The organism is Sphingobium xenophagum (assembly GCF_002288285.1).
Classification (GTDB): Bacteria; Pseudomonadota; Alphaproteobacteria; order Sphingomonadales; family Sphingomonadaceae; genus Sphingobium; species Sphingobium xenophagum.
In genome coordinates, this window is sequence record NZ_CP022745.1 from 2,411,574 (window position 1) to 2,426,873 (window position 15,300).

The 15,300-nt window shown below is 62.7% G+C and carries 13 protein-coding genes and 1 pseudogene; 1 reads left to right on the forward strand and 13 read right to left on the reverse strand.

All coding sequences use genetic code 11. The features are described 5' to 3' along the window. Nucleotides 1-2 precede the first annotated feature (2 nt). The 6 genes from CJD35_RS11920 to CJD35_RS11945 all read right to left on the reverse strand — a co-directional run bounded on the left by CJD35_RS11920 (nt 3) and on the right by CJD35_RS11945 (nt 6,013). Nucleotides 3-2,759, reverse strand: a complete 2,757-nt coding sequence (locus CJD35_RS11920; protein ID WP_017182518.1) for a TonB-dependent receptor — start codon at nt 2,757-2,759, stop codon at nt 3-5. Between the two features lie 264 nt (nt 2,760-3,023). Continuing rightward, nucleotides 3,024-3,794, reverse strand: a complete 771-nt coding sequence (locus CJD35_RS11925; protein ID WP_017182517.1) for a metallophosphoesterase — start codon at nt 3,792-3,794, stop codon at nt 3,024-3,026. Nucleotides 3,795-3,815: 21 nt separating this feature from the next. Continuing rightward, nucleotides 3,816-4,370 carry a dCTP deaminase gene (gene dcd, locus CJD35_RS11930; protein WP_017182516.1) on the reverse strand — a complete coding sequence of 185 codons (555 nt, stop codon included), beginning with the start codon at nt 4,368-4,370 and terminating at the stop codon, nt 3,816-3,818. Between the two features lie 7 nt (nt 4,371-4,377). Further along, the gene (locus CJD35_RS11935) at nt 4,378-4,836 is read right to left on the reverse strand and encodes a cytidine deaminase (RefSeq protein ID WP_017182515.1); all 459 of its coding nucleotides are present in this window, start codon (nt 4,834-4,836) and stop codon (nt 4,378-4,380) included. Beyond that, nucleotides 4,833-5,501 carry a GH25 family lysozyme gene (locus tag CJD35_RS11940; RefSeq protein ID WP_017182514.1) on the reverse strand — a complete coding sequence of 223 codons (669 nt, stop codon included), beginning with the start codon at nt 5,499-5,501 and terminating at the stop codon, nt 4,833-4,835. The genes CJD35_RS11935 and CJD35_RS11940 overlap by 4 nt, the downstream gene beginning before the upstream one ends. A 29-nt stretch (nt 5,502-5,530) precedes the next feature. Beyond that, nucleotides 5,531-6,013, reverse strand: coding sequence for a UPF0262 family protein (locus CJD35_RS11945; protein WP_026002280.1), 483 nt, complete (start codon nt 6,011-6,013; stop codon nt 5,531-5,533). A 169-nt stretch (nt 6,014-6,182) separates the two neighbouring features. On the opposite strand from CJD35_RS11945, the gene CJD35_RS11950 reads away from it, so the two are divergent. Continuing rightward, complete coding sequence (locus tag CJD35_RS11950; RefSeq protein ID WP_017182512.1) at nt 6,183-7,670, forward strand: replicative DNA helicase; 1,488 nt, start codon at nt 6,183-6,185, stop codon at nt 7,668-7,670. A 131-nt stretch (nt 7,671-7,801) separates the two neighbouring features. On the opposite strand, the pseudogene CJD35_RS11955 reads toward CJD35_RS11950, so the two are convergent. The 7 genes and pseudogenes from CJD35_RS11955 to astD form a co-directional block, all read right to left on the reverse strand. After that, nucleotides 7,802-9,597 (reverse strand): annotated as a pseudogene (locus tag CJD35_RS11955) (DUF885 domain-containing protein). 111 nt (nt 9,598-9,708) lie between these two features. Continuing rightward, nucleotides 9,709-10,494, reverse strand: coding sequence for a phosphoadenylyl-sulfate reductase (locus tag CJD35_RS11960; protein ID WP_017182510.1), 786 nt, complete (start codon nt 10,492-10,494; stop codon nt 9,709-9,711). Continuing rightward, nucleotides 10,487-10,927, reverse strand: a complete 441-nt coding sequence (locus tag CJD35_RS11965; protein ID WP_017182509.1) for a DUF934 domain-containing protein — start codon at nt 10,925-10,927, stop codon at nt 10,487-10,489. Before CJD35_RS11965 ends, CJD35_RS11960 begins: the two co-directional genes overlap by 8 nt. 119 nt (nt 10,928-11,046) lie before the next feature. Further along, entirely contained in the window at nt 11,047-12,678 is a 1,632-nt protein-coding gene (locus CJD35_RS11970; RefSeq protein ID WP_017182508.1) for a nitrite/sulfite reductase, read from the reverse strand. A gap of 3 nt (nt 12,679-12,681) precedes the next feature. After that, nucleotides 12,682-12,978 carry a DUF2849 domain-containing protein gene (locus tag CJD35_RS11975; protein WP_017182507.1) on the reverse strand — a complete coding sequence of 99 codons (297 nt, stop codon included), beginning with the start codon at nt 12,976-12,978 and terminating at the stop codon, nt 12,682-12,684. After that, nucleotides 12,975-13,787 carry a uroporphyrinogen-III C-methyltransferase gene (gene cobA, locus CJD35_RS11980; protein ID WP_017182506.1) on the reverse strand — a complete coding sequence of 271 codons (813 nt, stop codon included), beginning with the start codon at nt 13,785-13,787 and terminating at the stop codon, nt 12,975-12,977. The genes CJD35_RS11975 and cobA overlap by 4 nt, the downstream gene beginning before the upstream one ends. Nucleotides 13,788-13,859: 72 nt before the next feature. Then, a complete protein-coding gene (gene astD / locus CJD35_RS11985; RefSeq protein WP_017182505.1) occupies nt 13,860-15,293 on the reverse strand; it encodes a succinylglutamate-semialdehyde dehydrogenase in 1,434 nt (477 codons plus the stop codon). Between the last annotated feature and the right edge of the window lie 7 nt (nt 15,294-15,300).

Consider the following 15,300-nt stretch of genomic DNA (forward strand, 5'->3'; position numbering starts at 1 on the left):
GCCTAGAACTCCAGATTCAGGCGGCCATAATAAAAGCCCCCGCTAATGCCATAGGGGGCATAGCTGTTGTAGAGAAAGCCGACGAACTGGTTTACCGGCTTCAACTTGTTGGGATAGGTATTCAGCAGATTGTTCGCGCCAACCGAAAGCTTGATCCCCTTGGTCAATTTATACCCGATCTCCAGATCGACGATGACCTTAGGCTTCAATTCTTCGTCCACAAAATCGCGGAAGCAGACAGGGCTCACGACATTGACTGCGCACGCGGTAAAGTCGGCCGTGTGAAAGGCGGTGGCATTCGCGCGCTGCGTGATCTTGCCAAAGCGCGTGGCACGCAGGTTCATGTTGAAATCATCCTTTTCCCAAAGGACGTTGGCGATGAACTTGTTGCGTGGAGTGCCCTCGGTCAGGTCGCCCTGCTTGGTTCGGCCGATCAGCGCCAGGCCGGATGCGGCAATCGGTCCGGGGACAGGATCGATATGGGTGAAAATGGTCTTGTTGAAATTGGCCGACAGGCTGATCGTCGCCAGGCCCATGTCACCAAGCCCCGCCCGATAGGTACCGACAATGTCCAGGCCGCGCGTCCGCGTGTCGGCGGCGTTGGAGAAGATCAGGCCACCGGCAATCCCGTAAATGCCGGCCGCTTCCAGCGCATTGATGACTACCGGGCCGCTCAGCGTTTCGCTCAGCAGGATGCGGTCCTTGATCTTGATCTGATAGGCATCGACCGTGATGTTCAGGTTCGGCGCTGGCGTCAGCACGATGCCCGCAGAGAAGTTGACGGACTTTTCAGGCTTGAGCGGCACCGCGCCCAAAGCCTTGGCCGCCGCACCCTCGACCGGCAATGCCTGCACCGGCAACAGGACGCTGACGCCGTTCTGGATCACGCCGATGGTGGAGGATGACGCGTAATGCTGCTGTTGCAGGGTGGGTGCGCGAAAGCCGGTGCTGGCCGTGCCACGGATGGCGAAGCCGCGCATCGGTTCGATGCGCAGTGACGCCTTGCCGGTGTCGGTGGTGCCAAAGTCGGTATAATCCTCGTGCCGCCCGGCGAGGCCGAATTCCAGCCCTTCGACGATCGTGCCTTCCAGGTTGAGATAGGCGCTCCAGTTGCTGCGGCTCCAGCTTCCCGTGCCTTCGGGAACGAAACCCGTCACGCCCTGCGCGCCGACGCCGGTGCGTTGCCGACCTGCGAGCCAGGCACCCGGCGGCGACACATATTTGCCGTCGATATAGGATTCCGGATCGCCAGCGCCGATCATGAACTTGTTTTTCTTATATTCCGCCCCGACCGCGACAGACAGCGGCCCGGCCAGGCCGACATCCAGTTCCTTGCTGAAATCCAGATTGTTGGTCCATTCGTCGAACCGGATCTTGCCCAGATAAAAGTTCGTCGGACTTGCCGTGCCCATGGACGGGTTGAGCGACGTCGTCTGCTTATACTTCACCTCATTCTGCGAATAGGTGGAACTCAGGTCGAAATGCACGCCGCCGCCGATTTCCCCGCGCACGCCCAGCGCATATTGGAAATCCTCGTCATAGACATGGATGCGCGGGATATAGCCTTCGGGATAGATTTCGATGATATTGTTGAGCGCGGCGGGCGTGCGGTAGGTCAGCCAGCCTGCGGCGTGGCGCTTGGAATAGGTGCCAAAGCTGTAGGCTTCCACGCTGCCACCGATCGGCAGCATGGCGTCATAGCTGACATTGCCGCCGATGACTTCGGGCTGGCCGGCCTTGCCGCGGTAGCGGTCGAGGGCAGGATTGTCGTTCCGCGGATCGCCGGTGGGATAATAGGTGCCAGCGATCGGCGAGCCCTTCACGATCGTCCCGGCCTGTAGGACGCCATCCGCCGCAAGGTGAATATAGCCGCCGTCCGGGCCGATCGCGAAGCCGTTGTCCAACTGCCAACGCCCCTGTTCGCCGCCATTGTCCATCGTGGTGCCCAGCGTCAGCGCCGCACCCCCGGCCGTATCGTTTTTAAGGATGATGTTGACCACACCGGCAATGGCGTCAGAACCATATTGCGCCGATGCGCCATCGCGCAGCACCTCGATCCGCTGGATCGCATTGCCGGGGATCAGGTCCAGGTCCGGCGGCGACTGGCCATTCTGCACTGACCCGTTGATGAACAATGTCGCCGAATTATGCCGCCTTTTGCCGTTCACCAGTACCAGCAACTGGTCCCCGCCAAGGCCGCGCAGCGACAGGGTACGCACCGCCCAACTGGCGCCCGCACCATTGTTCGACACGTTGATGGACGGAACCAGTGTCCCCAGCAGGTCGCGAACCGACTGTTTGCCGCTCGCTTCCAGATCCTTGGCGCCCAGAACGTCGATCGGCGCCAGGCTGTCGGCGACAGTGCGGTTGGTCGCGCGCGTGCCGGTGACGATGATCGGCGTTGAATCCTCGATCGGTTCGGGGGCGGGGGCGAGCGCGGCCGGGGCGACGCTGCCCGCTGTCCCAGCCTGCGCGAACTGGAGCGAGAGCGGACTGCGCCGCGCCGCGCTGCGATTGGCCGGGGCAGCCAGCGCGATCACGCCTGCGCCCGCCTGTTCCATTTTCAGGTCAGTGCCCGCCAGCAGACGCCCCAGCGCCTCCTGCGTCGACAGCCAGCCCTGGATGCGGCGACTGCGGATCGCGGCCACCTCGTCATAGGGGAACAGGATACGCACGCCCGATTGCGTGGAAAGCTGGCGCAGCGCGCTGCTGAGCGGCTGGACATGAATGTCGAACTTGTGACGCTGAGTGAGCGCCAAGTCCTGTTTTGCAGCTGCGAAGGCTTGAGATGAAGGCACGAGGCATGAGGCCAGGCAAAGCCCGGTTAACGCATGAATAGCACGCATGATCTGTTCCCCTGGATGGCAGCATCTGGGCCGCTCTGTCTTTTAGAAACGAAGCAAAGGTAGCAATCCGCTATGGATTTTCCTGGCCGCGAATCGGCGCCCGACTTTCAACAGCTTATGGCCGCCAACGCAGTATCATCGGCATGCTGCGACGCAAAAAATAACGAGTGAAGCCAGTCAGTCGTTGGTCTGGAGAAACCAGCGCTCCGTACCTTGCAGGCCGATCGCCGTCAGTCGCCCCGAATAATAGGCGCCCGTGTCGATGCCGATCCGGTTGGGGTGAAGATCGACATCGTCAGTGATACTATGGCCATGCACGACCATCTTGGGATGTGCGCCTTCATGATCCAGAAATTCGCGTCTTATCCAGCGCAGATCGGCCCCGTTCTGCGCGTCGATCGCCACGCCCGGCCGGATACCGGCATGAACGAACAGATAATCGTCCATTTCGACCTGATCGGGCAGGACGTCGAGAAAATCGACATGCTCACGCGGAACATTGTTCAGCATCCATGCCACGACCTCTTCATCGGTCATGACGCCGAACAATAATGGGTCAAGCCCGTAACTGGCCAGAGTCGCCGCACCCTCCATCCGGCGGAAAACAGGCACCGCCCGGACTTCGCCTCGCGCCGCCAGGACGAAAATCTCCTCATGATTGCCTTTCAGGCAGCGCACGTCGCCGCCTGAAGCGACCATGGCCATCACCCGGTCGATCACCTGCCGGGATGATGGGCCGCGATCGACCAGATCGCCCAGCAGGATGATGTGCGGGGGCATCGCGCCCCGTTGGGCGTCATCCTGCGCAATCAATATAAGCAGCGCGTCGAGCAGGCTGGCGCGGCCATGCACATCGCCAATCGCGTAAACGCGGCGGTCGCCTATGCTCGGCGGGGGCAACGCCTCAGTCGGCGTTCCGCGTGCCAGCCATGTCCGCAACCATTTCATGAGCCATAGTCTGGCACGTCGTCACAGGCGGGGCAACGTCACGCCCTGCTGCCCCATATATTTACCTGCCCGGTCGGCATAGCTGACCTCGCACGGTTCATTGCCCTTCAGGAACAGGAACTGGCATGCGCCTTCATTGGCGTAGATCTTGGCGGGCAGGGGCGTCGTGTTGGAAAATTCCAGCGTAACATGCCCCTCCCAGCCCGGTTCCAGCGGGGTGACGTTGACGATGATGCCGCAGCGGGCATAGGTCGATTTGCCCAGGCAAATCACCAGCACGTCGCGCGGTACGCGGAAATATTCGACCGTGCGGGCCAGCGCGAAGCTGTTGGGCGGGATGATGCAGCAGTCGGTCTTGCGATCGACAAAGCTGTTGGTGTCGAAATTCTTCGGATCGACGATGGTGCTGTCGATATTGGTGAAAATCTTGAACTCGTCCGCCACCCGCGCGTCATAGCCATAGGATGACAGGCCATAGCTGATGCAATTGTCGCGCCGCTGGCTCTCCACGAACGGCTCGATCATGGCGTTGCTCAGTGCCTGCTCGCGAATCCATTTATCCGACAATATCGACATGGGCAGTTCAGTTCTTCCTGACAGGAGTGATGCCAAGGTCCGCCGGACCAAAGGCATGGGGCAGCAATGCCGCGACGCTATGTTCGACTATCTGTCCGCCATCGGGCGTCGCGCAATAGATGGCCAGCGGGCGTCCGGCCATCTGTTCGGCTTCGTTCATGACCTGGCGGCAGCGTCCGCATGGGGTGACGATCGCCTGGCCAGCGCCATCCATGGCGCCACCAACCACGGCGATGGCGGCGACACCGGCGAAGCGGCCCTGCGCATTGACCGTCGCCAGTGCGACCGTTTCGGCGCACAGCGACAGGCCATAGCTTGCATTTTCGAAATTGCAGCCGGTGACGATGCTGCCATCGGTCAGCCGCACCGCAGCGCCCACGGCAAAGCGGCTATAGGGTGCATGAGCGTTGGCCATCGCCGCGCGCGCAGCCGCCACCAGTTCCGCAATTTCCGCCTCGCGCGTCATGGCGCCACCACATCCCATCTGACCGGACCGTCGATCCCGTCGATATGCCGCATGTCGCTGGCTGTCCACATCACCCAGCGCCTGGTGGCGTAATCGGGCGGGAAGAAATTGCCGTCCAGCCACAGCGTGCGGTTGATGCCAGAACCGATGTCATAGCTTTTGTCGAAATCCTCGGTCACGTTGAGCAGCACCGTCTTGCCCGCATGGCTTTCGACCAGATTGACCAGCGTATTGAGTTCCGACAGCAATAGGTCGCGCCCCGGCCGCGCGGTGCAGCTAGGGTCGAACGCCAGGCGGATAACCGGGGGCAGGGCGGCATTGTCGCGCGGCACCGTGGTCATGAAGCGGGTCGCCTGATCGCTGGCCAGCCGACACAGGCTGAATTCCAGCATCGCGCCATAACGCATCCCGGCGGTGCGCGCGCCGCGCCAGTTGACGGCAAAGTCCGGGTCGCGCCAGTCTGCGCCCTTGGCCGCGCGGATATAGGCGAAATCCGCCCCCTGCGCCGCCAGCGTCCCCCAGTCGATCGGGCCATTGTCGGAACTGACTGTCAGCCCCTGCACGGGATAATCGTCCCGGCTCGGCGCCCAGTTGCGCGCATAGAAGAACAGCGCCAGCGCCAGCACGGCGACCAGCGTGAGCGCCAGCGCGACACGGACCAGCAATCCCCCCAGAGTCAGTCGCCCGATTGTCCCTACCCCTTGATATGCAGCACGCAGATCAGCGTGAACAAGCGACGCGCCGTATCGAAATCGACCTCGATCTTGCCCTCCAGCCGCTCACGCAGCATTTCCGCCGCGTCATTGTGAATGCCGCGCCGGGCCATGTCGACCGTTTCGATCTGCGCGGGCGAGGCATTGCTGATCGCCTGATAATAGCTGTCGCATATGGCGAAATATTCGCGAATCGGTCGCCGGAACCGGCCCAGCCCCAGGATGACGGCTTCGAGCGGGCTGTCATCGTCGCGGTTGATCTCTATCACCAACCGGCCTTCCTCGACCCGCAGCACGACCTTGTAAGGCCCGGCATAGCCGTCGGGATGCACGCGCTGGGGCGCGAACATATTATCCTCCAGCAGGTCGAAGATCGCGATGCGCCGTTCCTGTTCGACGTCGGCATTGCGCCACAGGATCGTCCGCTCGTCGAGCTTGATGTCTATGATGCGCGGGTCGGCCATATTGCGATCAGCCTCAGTGCGGCGACGGCCCGCGAAATGCAAGCAGGACTTGGCGATCATGCGCAAATGCGCGGCGGCCATCGCAGGGGCGGGCACTTATCCACAGCTAGCCATCGTCGTTTCAACCTTGGGCCTTGCACGCGGGCGGCGGGGGGAGGAATAGAGGGGCATGGTCGAACTCGTAAAAATGAACAATGCCGCCGAAACCGGCGCGCCTGAACTCCCCCGCAATGTGGAGGCGGAAGCAGCCCTGCTCGGCGCGCTGATGATCGACAACCGGCTGGCGGAGGATGTTCAGCTCAAGATCAAGGCCGAGCATTTTTTCGAGCCGATGCATGGCCGCATCTATGACGCGATCATGAAGCTGCTGGACCGCGACATGGTCGCCAATCCAGTGACGCTCAAACCCATGCTGGATCAAGACCCGGCGCTCAGGGAACTGGGCGGGGCGGGCTATCTGGCGCAGCTGACCGGCAATGGCGCTGCGCTGATCGGCGCGCGCGATTTCGCGTCGCAGATCTACGACCTGGCCCTGCTGCGACAGCTTGTCAGCGTTGGCCGGGAACTGGTTGAAAATGCAATGGATACGAGCGAGGATGTCAATCCCCGCGAACAGATAGAGGCGGCCGAAGTCGCGCTCTATAAAGTATCCGAAGGGGAAGGTGAGGGCGGATCGGTCAAGAGCTTTCTGGCCGCCTCTACCGCCGCCGTGCAGGTTGCCGAACGCGCGCTCAACAGTGGCGGCCATGTGTCGGGCATCACGACCGGCATCAACAGCCTGAACGCGAAAATCGGTGGTCTGCACAATTCGGACTTGATGATCCTGGCCGGTCGCCCTGGCATGGGCAAGACCTCGCTCGCCACCAACATTGCCTATAATGCCGCGTCCCGCTGGCTGCGCGACAATGCGGACGGCATCCCGCCCGAAAAGAATATGGGGGCCAAGACTGCCTTCTTCTCGCTCGAAATGTCCGCCGATCAGCTGGCGACCCGCGTGCTGGCGGAGCAATCGGGGATCAGCGGCGAAGCGCTGCGCATGGGCAAGATCAGCCGCGCCGATTTCCAGAACCTGTCCCGCGCCGCGCGGGAATTGCAGGAACTGCCTTTGTTCATCGACGATACGCCGGGCCTGACCATCGCGGCCCTGCGCACCCGCGCGCGCCGGTTGAAACGCCGCCACGATGTCGGCTTCATCGTCGTCGATTATCTTCAGCTGTTGCAGGGCACGGGGCGCGGCAACGAGAATCGCGTCAACGAAATTTCCGAAATTTCCCGTGGTCTCAAGACCTTGGCGAAGGAACTTCATGTGCCGGTGCTGGCCCTGTCGCAGCTCAGCCGCGCGGTCGAACAGCGCGAGGACAAGCGGCCGCAACTGTCCGACCTGCGCGAATCCGGCTCGATCGAGCAGGACGCGGACATGGTCTGGTTCGTGTTCCGCGAAGATTATTATGAAGCGGCCAAGGAACCCAAGGTCGAGGATGAAGCGGCCTATGCTGTCTGGCGTGAGAATATGGACCGCATCTACGGCCTGGCCGAAGTCATCGTCGCCAAGCAGCGCCACGGTTCGACCGGCCGCATCCGCATGAAGTTCGACGCGCGCATCACACGCTTTTCCGACATCGCTGACGATAGCTATCAGGATCTGGACTACGAATAATTCCTCCCCGGCACGGGGAGGGGGACCGTTTGCGTAGCAAATGGTGGAGGGGTGTCGCCCTATCGTTGGGGTGACACCCCTCCGTCTGACCTTTGGTCAGCCACCTCCCCTTGCAGGGGAGGATTTAGAAGTTATCCCATCTTCGCCCGCGCCGCGACGCGCGCTTCCAGCATCGACAGCGGCATCGCACCTTCCTCAAGGATGGCGTGGAACTGCTTGATATCGAAGCGGTCGCCCATGGCCGCCTGCGCCGCGGCGCGCGCTTTGGTCCATACGCCATGACCAACCTTGTAGCTGGTTGCCTGGCCCGGCTGCGTGCAATAACGTTCGACCTCTCGCTGGCAACGCGCCTGGGTGAAGCCTGTCTTTTCAACCATATAGGCGGTGGCCTTTTCACGGCTCCATTGCTTCGAATGAATGCCGGTGTCGACCACCAGCCGCGCTGCGCGGAACAGGAAGGATTGCAGATAGCCCGCCCGGTCGAGCGGGGTGGCGTAGCCTTTCAACTCGTCCGACAATTGCTCGGCATAGAGCGCCCAGCCTTCGCTATAGGCGCTCATGAAGGCGGTCTTGCGCAGCATGGGAATGTCGCCTGCCGTCTGCGCGGTCGAAATCTGCAGGTGATGCCCCGGCACCCCTTCATGATAGTTGAGCGCGGGCAGCGTATATTTGGGCCAGTCACCAATCGCCTTCAGATTGATGAAGAAGATGGCCGGGCGTGACCCGTCCAGCGCCGCGCGGTTATAATAGCCGTTCGATGCGCCATCCTGAATTTCGACCGGCACTGCGCGGATTTCCAGCGGCGTGTCGGGGATCGTGGCAAAGGCCTGCGGCAATTTCGCCTGCATCAGCTTGGCTTCGGCATTGAGTGCGGCGATCAGGTCGCTGCGCCCCTGCGCGGTATCGGGATAGAGCTGCGACGGGTCGGCATTGAGCGCGGCCAGCCGCTCGCCGACGCTTCCCTTGCTATAGCCCGCACCTTGCAGGATCGTGTCAAGCTGCGCGCTGATGTCGGCCACCTGTTCGACGCCCATGGCGTGAATCTCCGCCGCCGACAGGTCGGTCGTGGTCGCGCTCTTTAAGGCGGCGGCATAAATCTCCTCGCCGCGCGGGGTGCGCCATACCCCGTCGCCGGCCGCCGTCCTGGGCCGCAGCCCCTCGATCATCGCAATCTGTGCGTCGAGCGCGGGGTAGATGCTCTTTTCCACGGTCGCCGCCGCCGGGCCCTGCCAGTCGCCGCTGATGCCCTTCGCCGCCGCGCGCTTGACCAGCGACTGGACCAGGCTGCTGCTCGCGGCAGGCTGGTCGCGCAGTTTCTTCATCTGCACCAGCGTCAGGTCGAGCGACCAGCCAGGCGCCAGATAGCCGCGTGCCGCCTCGTCCCTTTGCATCGCGCTGTCGGTACGCAGGTTGCGGGCAAAGGCCTCCAGCCGCGCCAGATAGGCGTCGCAATCGGCGGCTGCATTGATGGTGTGGGCCGTGTTCAGGAAATCGGGCGTCGAAAAATAGCTGCCGCCCTGCTGAAAGATGCGATAGGGGCGCACCGCGCTATTGAGGCCGAAGGTCGCGGGAGCAACCGTCTGCTGCCCCAGCGAATAGAGGATCACGTCCAGGTTAAGCTGCTGCGGGGCGGACAGATTGGCTGTTTTGAACCCCTCCAGTTCCTTGATCGCCGCCTGCGTCATCGCCAGCCGCTTCATCATCGCCGACTTGCTATTGTCGTCCAACTGGCTCTTCGCCCCGGCCCGCGCGCCCTTGTCCAGCCCCAGGCTGGTCACGAAGGCAGGCGACAGGTCCAGTTGCCGATCGAAAATGGCAGTGAAAGCCGCCGATAGCCGCGCATCGTCGCTGCCTTGCGCAAGGGCGCGGGGGCAGCGACAGCAATGGCGACGGCGCCGGAGGAGAGCAGAAAATCACGACGGTCCATAGCAGAGGCTCCCTTATCTTTGAATAGGGGAGACTCTTAAGCCGCAGATGCGATCCCTCCAGAGGCTTGTAATAAAGTTACGCAGCCACAATGGAAGATTACGCAGCGCCGTCAGAATACCGGCATATTGGCGGGGTCTTCCGGGTCCACCACTGGGATCGGCGTGACGGGCGAGTGGATCCCGCATTCCACCTTGTCCCATCCACGCCAGCGCCCCGCGCGCGGATCTTCACCCGGCAGTACCTTCGACGTGCAGGGTTCGCAGCCGATCGACAGATAGCCTTGGGCCTCCAGAGGGTGGCGGGGCAGGGCATGTTCGGCGAAATAGGCCTCCAGATCATCCTTGGTCCAGTCGCCCAGCGGATTGATCTTGAGCCGCCCGTCCTCGACCTCGAAGCGGGGCAGGTTCTGCCGTGTCACCGACTGGAACGCCTTGCGCCCGGAAATCCAGGCGTCCAGCCCATCCTTGGCGCGCTTCAACGGCTCCACCTTGCGGATGTCGCAGCAGCCATCGGGATCATAGGACCAGCGCAGGCCGGTCTCGTCCTTCTTCGCGATCACATCGGCAATCGGCGTTACCGTGCGGCTGTCGGTAAAACCGAAAGCGTCGATCAGCGTGTCGCGATAGGCCAGGGTTTCGGCAAACATCTTGAGCGTATCGACGAAAATGACCGGCACGCTCTTGTCCGCCTCCGCCACCAGATGCAGCAGCACTGCGCTTTCGGTGCCAAAGGAGGAAACGACCGCGACATTGCCCGCCAGCCCTTCGGCAAAGACGGATTTGAGCATGTCCAGCGTACCCACACCCTCAAACCGTGCATTGAGCGCGTCCGCATCGGCCTGCGTAAAGGCGGGGCGGGCGTCGATGATGTCGAGCGTGCGGGCGGCTTCAGCCATTGTGTGTCTCCGGGTGCCGCTTTGCCCAAATGGGCGTGCGGCCATCGATCGCCTTTTGATAGACGTCGTCATAGCGGTTGAGGGCGCGATCGACGGCGGCATCGTCCAGCGCCTTGGCGGGATGAAAGCTGTCAAAGCCGCAGCGGCGCATGGCGACGATCTGGTCGACCAGCACATCGCCTACCGCGCGCAATTCGCCGGTATAGCCCGCTTCGCGCAGGATACGCGCCGCCGAATAGCCGCGTCCGTCGCCAAAACCGGGGAAATTGACCTCGACCAGCGAAAGGCGGTCCAGATGCGGCAGCAATTCGCGCGCATCCTCGCCCGGTTCGATGCGGACGGCGGTGGCGTTGGACTGGCCGGTGAAGGATTCCACCGTCACGGCGGGTTCCTGCGTGGACTCGCCGTCGCGGAAGGAGAGAAATTCAACCATCTTACAATTTCCGTTCGGGCTGAGCGAAGTCGAAGCCTTTGCCAGAGCGAAGCGAAGGCGCTTCACTACGTTCAGCGGAACCCTTCGACAGGCTCAGGGCGAACGTCTGTTGTGTATAATCAACCATAGATCGCCTCCTTGAAGGGCTTCATGCCGATGCGGCGATAGGTGTCGAGGAAGCGTTCGCCGCTTTCCCGCTCGGCCAGATAGATGTCGGTGACCTTCTCGATCGCATCGACCACGCCGTCCTCGGAAAAGCCCGGCCCGGTGATCTGGCCCAGTGACGCATCCTCCGCGCCCGATCCGCCCAGCAGCAACTGGAAATTTTCCACGCCCCTGCGGTCCACGCCCAAAATGCCGATATGCCCGGCATGATGATGGCCGCAGGCATTGATGCAGCCGGAAATTTTGAGCTTCAATTCGCCAATCTCCGCCTGCCGATCCGCAGCGGCGAAGCGGGACGCGATCTTCTGTGCCAGGGGAATCGACCGCGCATTGGCCAGCGCGCAATAGTCCAGGCCAGGGCAGGCGATGATGTCGGTGATCAGGTCCAGATTGGCCTCTGCCAGGCCCGCCGCGACCAGCTTCTGCCAGATGGCACGCAGGTCCGCCTTCCTCACATGCGGCAGCACCAGATTCTGCGCATGGGTTACGCGCAGTTCATCGAAGGAATATGTCTCGGCCAGATCGGCGACCAGCGCCATCTGCTTCGCCGACGCATCGCCGGGGATGCCGTCAATCGGCTTCAGGCTGATGTTGACGATGGCATAGCCGGGCGCCTTGTGCGCCGCGACCTGCCGGTCGACCCACAGCGCGAAAGCCCGGTCGCTCCGGTCGATCTCGTCGGACAGGCCGCTTTCATAAGCGGGCGCGGCGAAGAAGTCGCGGATGCGCGCCAGTTCCTCGACCGGCGGATTGAGGCCCAACGCACGCATATGCGCAAATTCTTCCTCGACCTGCCGCTTATACTCTTCGACGCCGATTTCATGGACCAGGATCTTGATCCGCGCCTTGTACTTGTTGTCGCGGCGACCATAGCGATTATAGACGCGCAGGCAGGCTTCCAGATAAGAAATAATCTCATCTTCGGCCACGAAGTCCCTGATAAGCGGGGCAACCATTGGCGTGCGCCCCATGCCGCCGCCGGCATAGACTTCCGCGCCGACCACACCATCGCGCTCGACCAGTTTCAGCCCGATGTCATGCAGCCGCATCGCCGCGCGATCATCGTCCGACGCGATCACCGCAATCTTGAACTTGCGCGGCAGATAGGTGAATTCCGGGTGGAAGCTGGACCATTGGCGCAGCAGTTCGGCCCAAGGGCGGGGGTCCGCGACTTCATCGGCGGAAACGCCCGCATATTGATCGGAACTGATATTGCGGATGCAATTGCCGCTGGTCTGGATGGCGTGCATCTCCACCGTCGCCAGTTCGGCAAGGATGTCCGGCGCATCGGCCAGCTTGATCCAGTTATATTGCAGATTCTGGCGCGTGGTGAAGTGGCCGTAGCCCTTGTCATATTTGCCAGCAATCTCGCCCAGCTTGCGCATCTGCTTGCCCGACAGCGTGCCATAGGGGATGGCGACGCGCAGCATATAGGCGTGCAGCTGGAGATAGAGGCCGTTCATCAACCGAAGCGGCTTGAACTGATCCTCGGTCAGCGCGCCGGTCAGGCGGCGCTGGGTCTGGTCGCGAAATTCCTCGACGCGGGCGTCGACGATGGCCTGGTCATAGCTGTCATAACGATACATGGTTCAGATCACCCACTTGCCGATGTCGGCTTCGGTTGGTTGTTCGACAAGGTCGGGGCGCACGGTCGGTCCGAACGCGCGGATGCGGTCCTTGATATGCGCCGGGCGGACGCCATCCTCGTCACGCGTCGCATCGATCACATAGGCGCCCACGACGCGCAGAGCGGCCTCTTCCGCGCGCGCCAGTTCATCGCCATGCGTCCCGACATCGGTCGCATCGCTCACCTGCCGTGACCAGCCGTCGCCAGCCCACCAGATGACATCGCCCGACGCCAGATCATTACCCGTCAAAATCTTCACGAACGCGTCTCCGCCCCATATTCCTGTCTTTGCGCCCACCCCGCCAGCACATCGCGTGCCAGCGCATAGCGCGCCACTTCACCCACGACGATCAGCGCCGGGCTGACCACCGCTTCACGTTTCACCATGTCGCCAAGGTCGGCGAGCAAGGTGCGCAGCGTGCGCATGTCTGCGCGCGTGCCATTTTCCAGCACTGCGACCGGCAAAGCCGGTGACACGCCATCGGCGATCAGCTTGTCGGCGATCTGCGCCGCGGTCGCCACGCCCATATAGATGACGAGCGTGCGGCCCTTGCCCGCCAGCCCGGACCAGTCCTGATCGCTCAGTCCCTTGCACTGGCCCGCCACGAAACTCACTGCGCTGGATGCATCGCGATGGGTCAGCGGCAGTTGCGCCTGCGCCGCGCTGCCGATCGCGGCGCTGACGCCCGGTACGATTTCCACCGGCACACCTGCCGCGCGGCATGCTTCCAATTCCTCGCCACCGCGCCCGAAGATGAACGGGTCGCCGCCTTTCAACCGGACGACGCTTTCGCCCGCCAGCGCAGAACGCACCAGCAGCGCGTTGATCGCATCCTGCGGCATCGAATGGCGACTGCGCTGCTTGGCGACGCTGATCAGTTCCGCGTCAGGCGACGTCAGCGCCAGAATCTCGTCCGACACCAGCCCGTCATGTACGATCAGTCGCGCGTCGCGGATCAGCCGCACCGCCTTGATCGTCAGCAGTTCCGGGTCGCCCGGTCCCGCGCCGACCAGATGGACGGTGGCGGGGGTGGCAGGATCGGATGGTTGGTCAGCCATGGTCGCCATGTGGACAAGGCGCAGGCGAAGTTCAATTCAGAATGGGTATGCGGGGGACTAGGAAATCTTGTCGGGGCGGGGTCAATCGCCCATCGCACTGACATCAATGTCCTTCAGCCCGACGCCGATCGAGGCGCGCGGCTGCTCTATTTCGGCCGACACGACCGGATAGGCGCAATAATCGGCGGCATAATAGGCGCTTGGCCGGTGATTGCCCGAAATGCCCACGCCTCCGAACGGGGCGGAGGATGACGCGCCATTGGTCGGGCGGTTCCAGTTGATGACGCCCGCGCGAACATTGGCCCAGAACTGGTTATATTGGTCGGGCGTCCCGCCGATCAGGGAGGCGGACAGGCCGTAGCGCGTATTGTTGGCCTCCGCGATGGCATCGCCAAATTCCGCGACGCGGATTACCTGGAGCAACGGCCCGAACAGTTCGACATCGGGCCGTTCCGTCATGGCGGTCACGTCTATGATCGCGGGACTGACAAAGGGCAGACCCTTTTTGGGCCGCACCATATGCTTGATCGGCTTGCCGCCATTGCTCATCAGCCACAGGAAACTCTCGGTCAGCCCGTCGGCGGTCGCATTGTCGATTACCGGACCCATATAGGGGGTGGGATCGGCATGGGGATGATCGACGATCAGCCGGTCGGCCAGCTTCTTGACCTCGGCGATGACGGCGTCGGCTATGCTTTCCTTCACGATCAGGCGGCTGGCCGCCGTGCATCGCTGCCCGCCCGACAGAAAGGCCGACTGCACCACCAAGACGGCGGCAGCATTGATTTCCGGCGTATCCCACACGACGATAGGGTTGTTGCCGCCCATTTCGAGCGCCAGAATCTTGGATGGCTGCGCGGCAAATTGCCGGTTGATCGCAATCCCGGTCTGCGCGGACCCGGTGAATAATATGCCGCCCACATCAGGATGTGCCGCCAGCGCCTTGCCCGCGTCCGGCCCGCCCAGCAGCAGCCGCATCGCATCCACCGGCAAGCCCGCCTCATGGTAGAGCTTCACCAGCATCTCGCCCACCGCCGGGGTTTTTTCCGACGGTTTGAATACGACCGCATTGCCCGCCAGCAGGGCCGGGACGATATGGCCGTTGGGCAGATGGGCAGGGAAATTATAGGGGCCAAGGACGGCCATGACGCCATGGGGCTTGTGCCGCACCGATTGCCGCGCACCCAGCGCCGCCTCCAGCCGCTTTTGCCCGGTGCGTTCGGAATAGGCCGCGACCGAAATATCCACCTTGCCCATCACGCCGGCGACTTCGGTGCGCGCGTCCCATAGCGGCTTGCCGGTTTCACGCGCGATCAGGTCGGCCAGCGCATCCTCGTTCCGCCGCACGACATTGACGAAGCGCCGCAGCGTCTCGATCCGGTAAGCGATCGGTTGCGCCGCCCAGCGCGGCCAGGCCCCTCGCGCCCGCGCAACCTCTGCTTCCACATCCCCCGCCTCGCCCTGCCAGAGCAAGACGCCGGTGGCGGGTTCATGGGATGTAAGCGGTGCGACCATTTGGTGT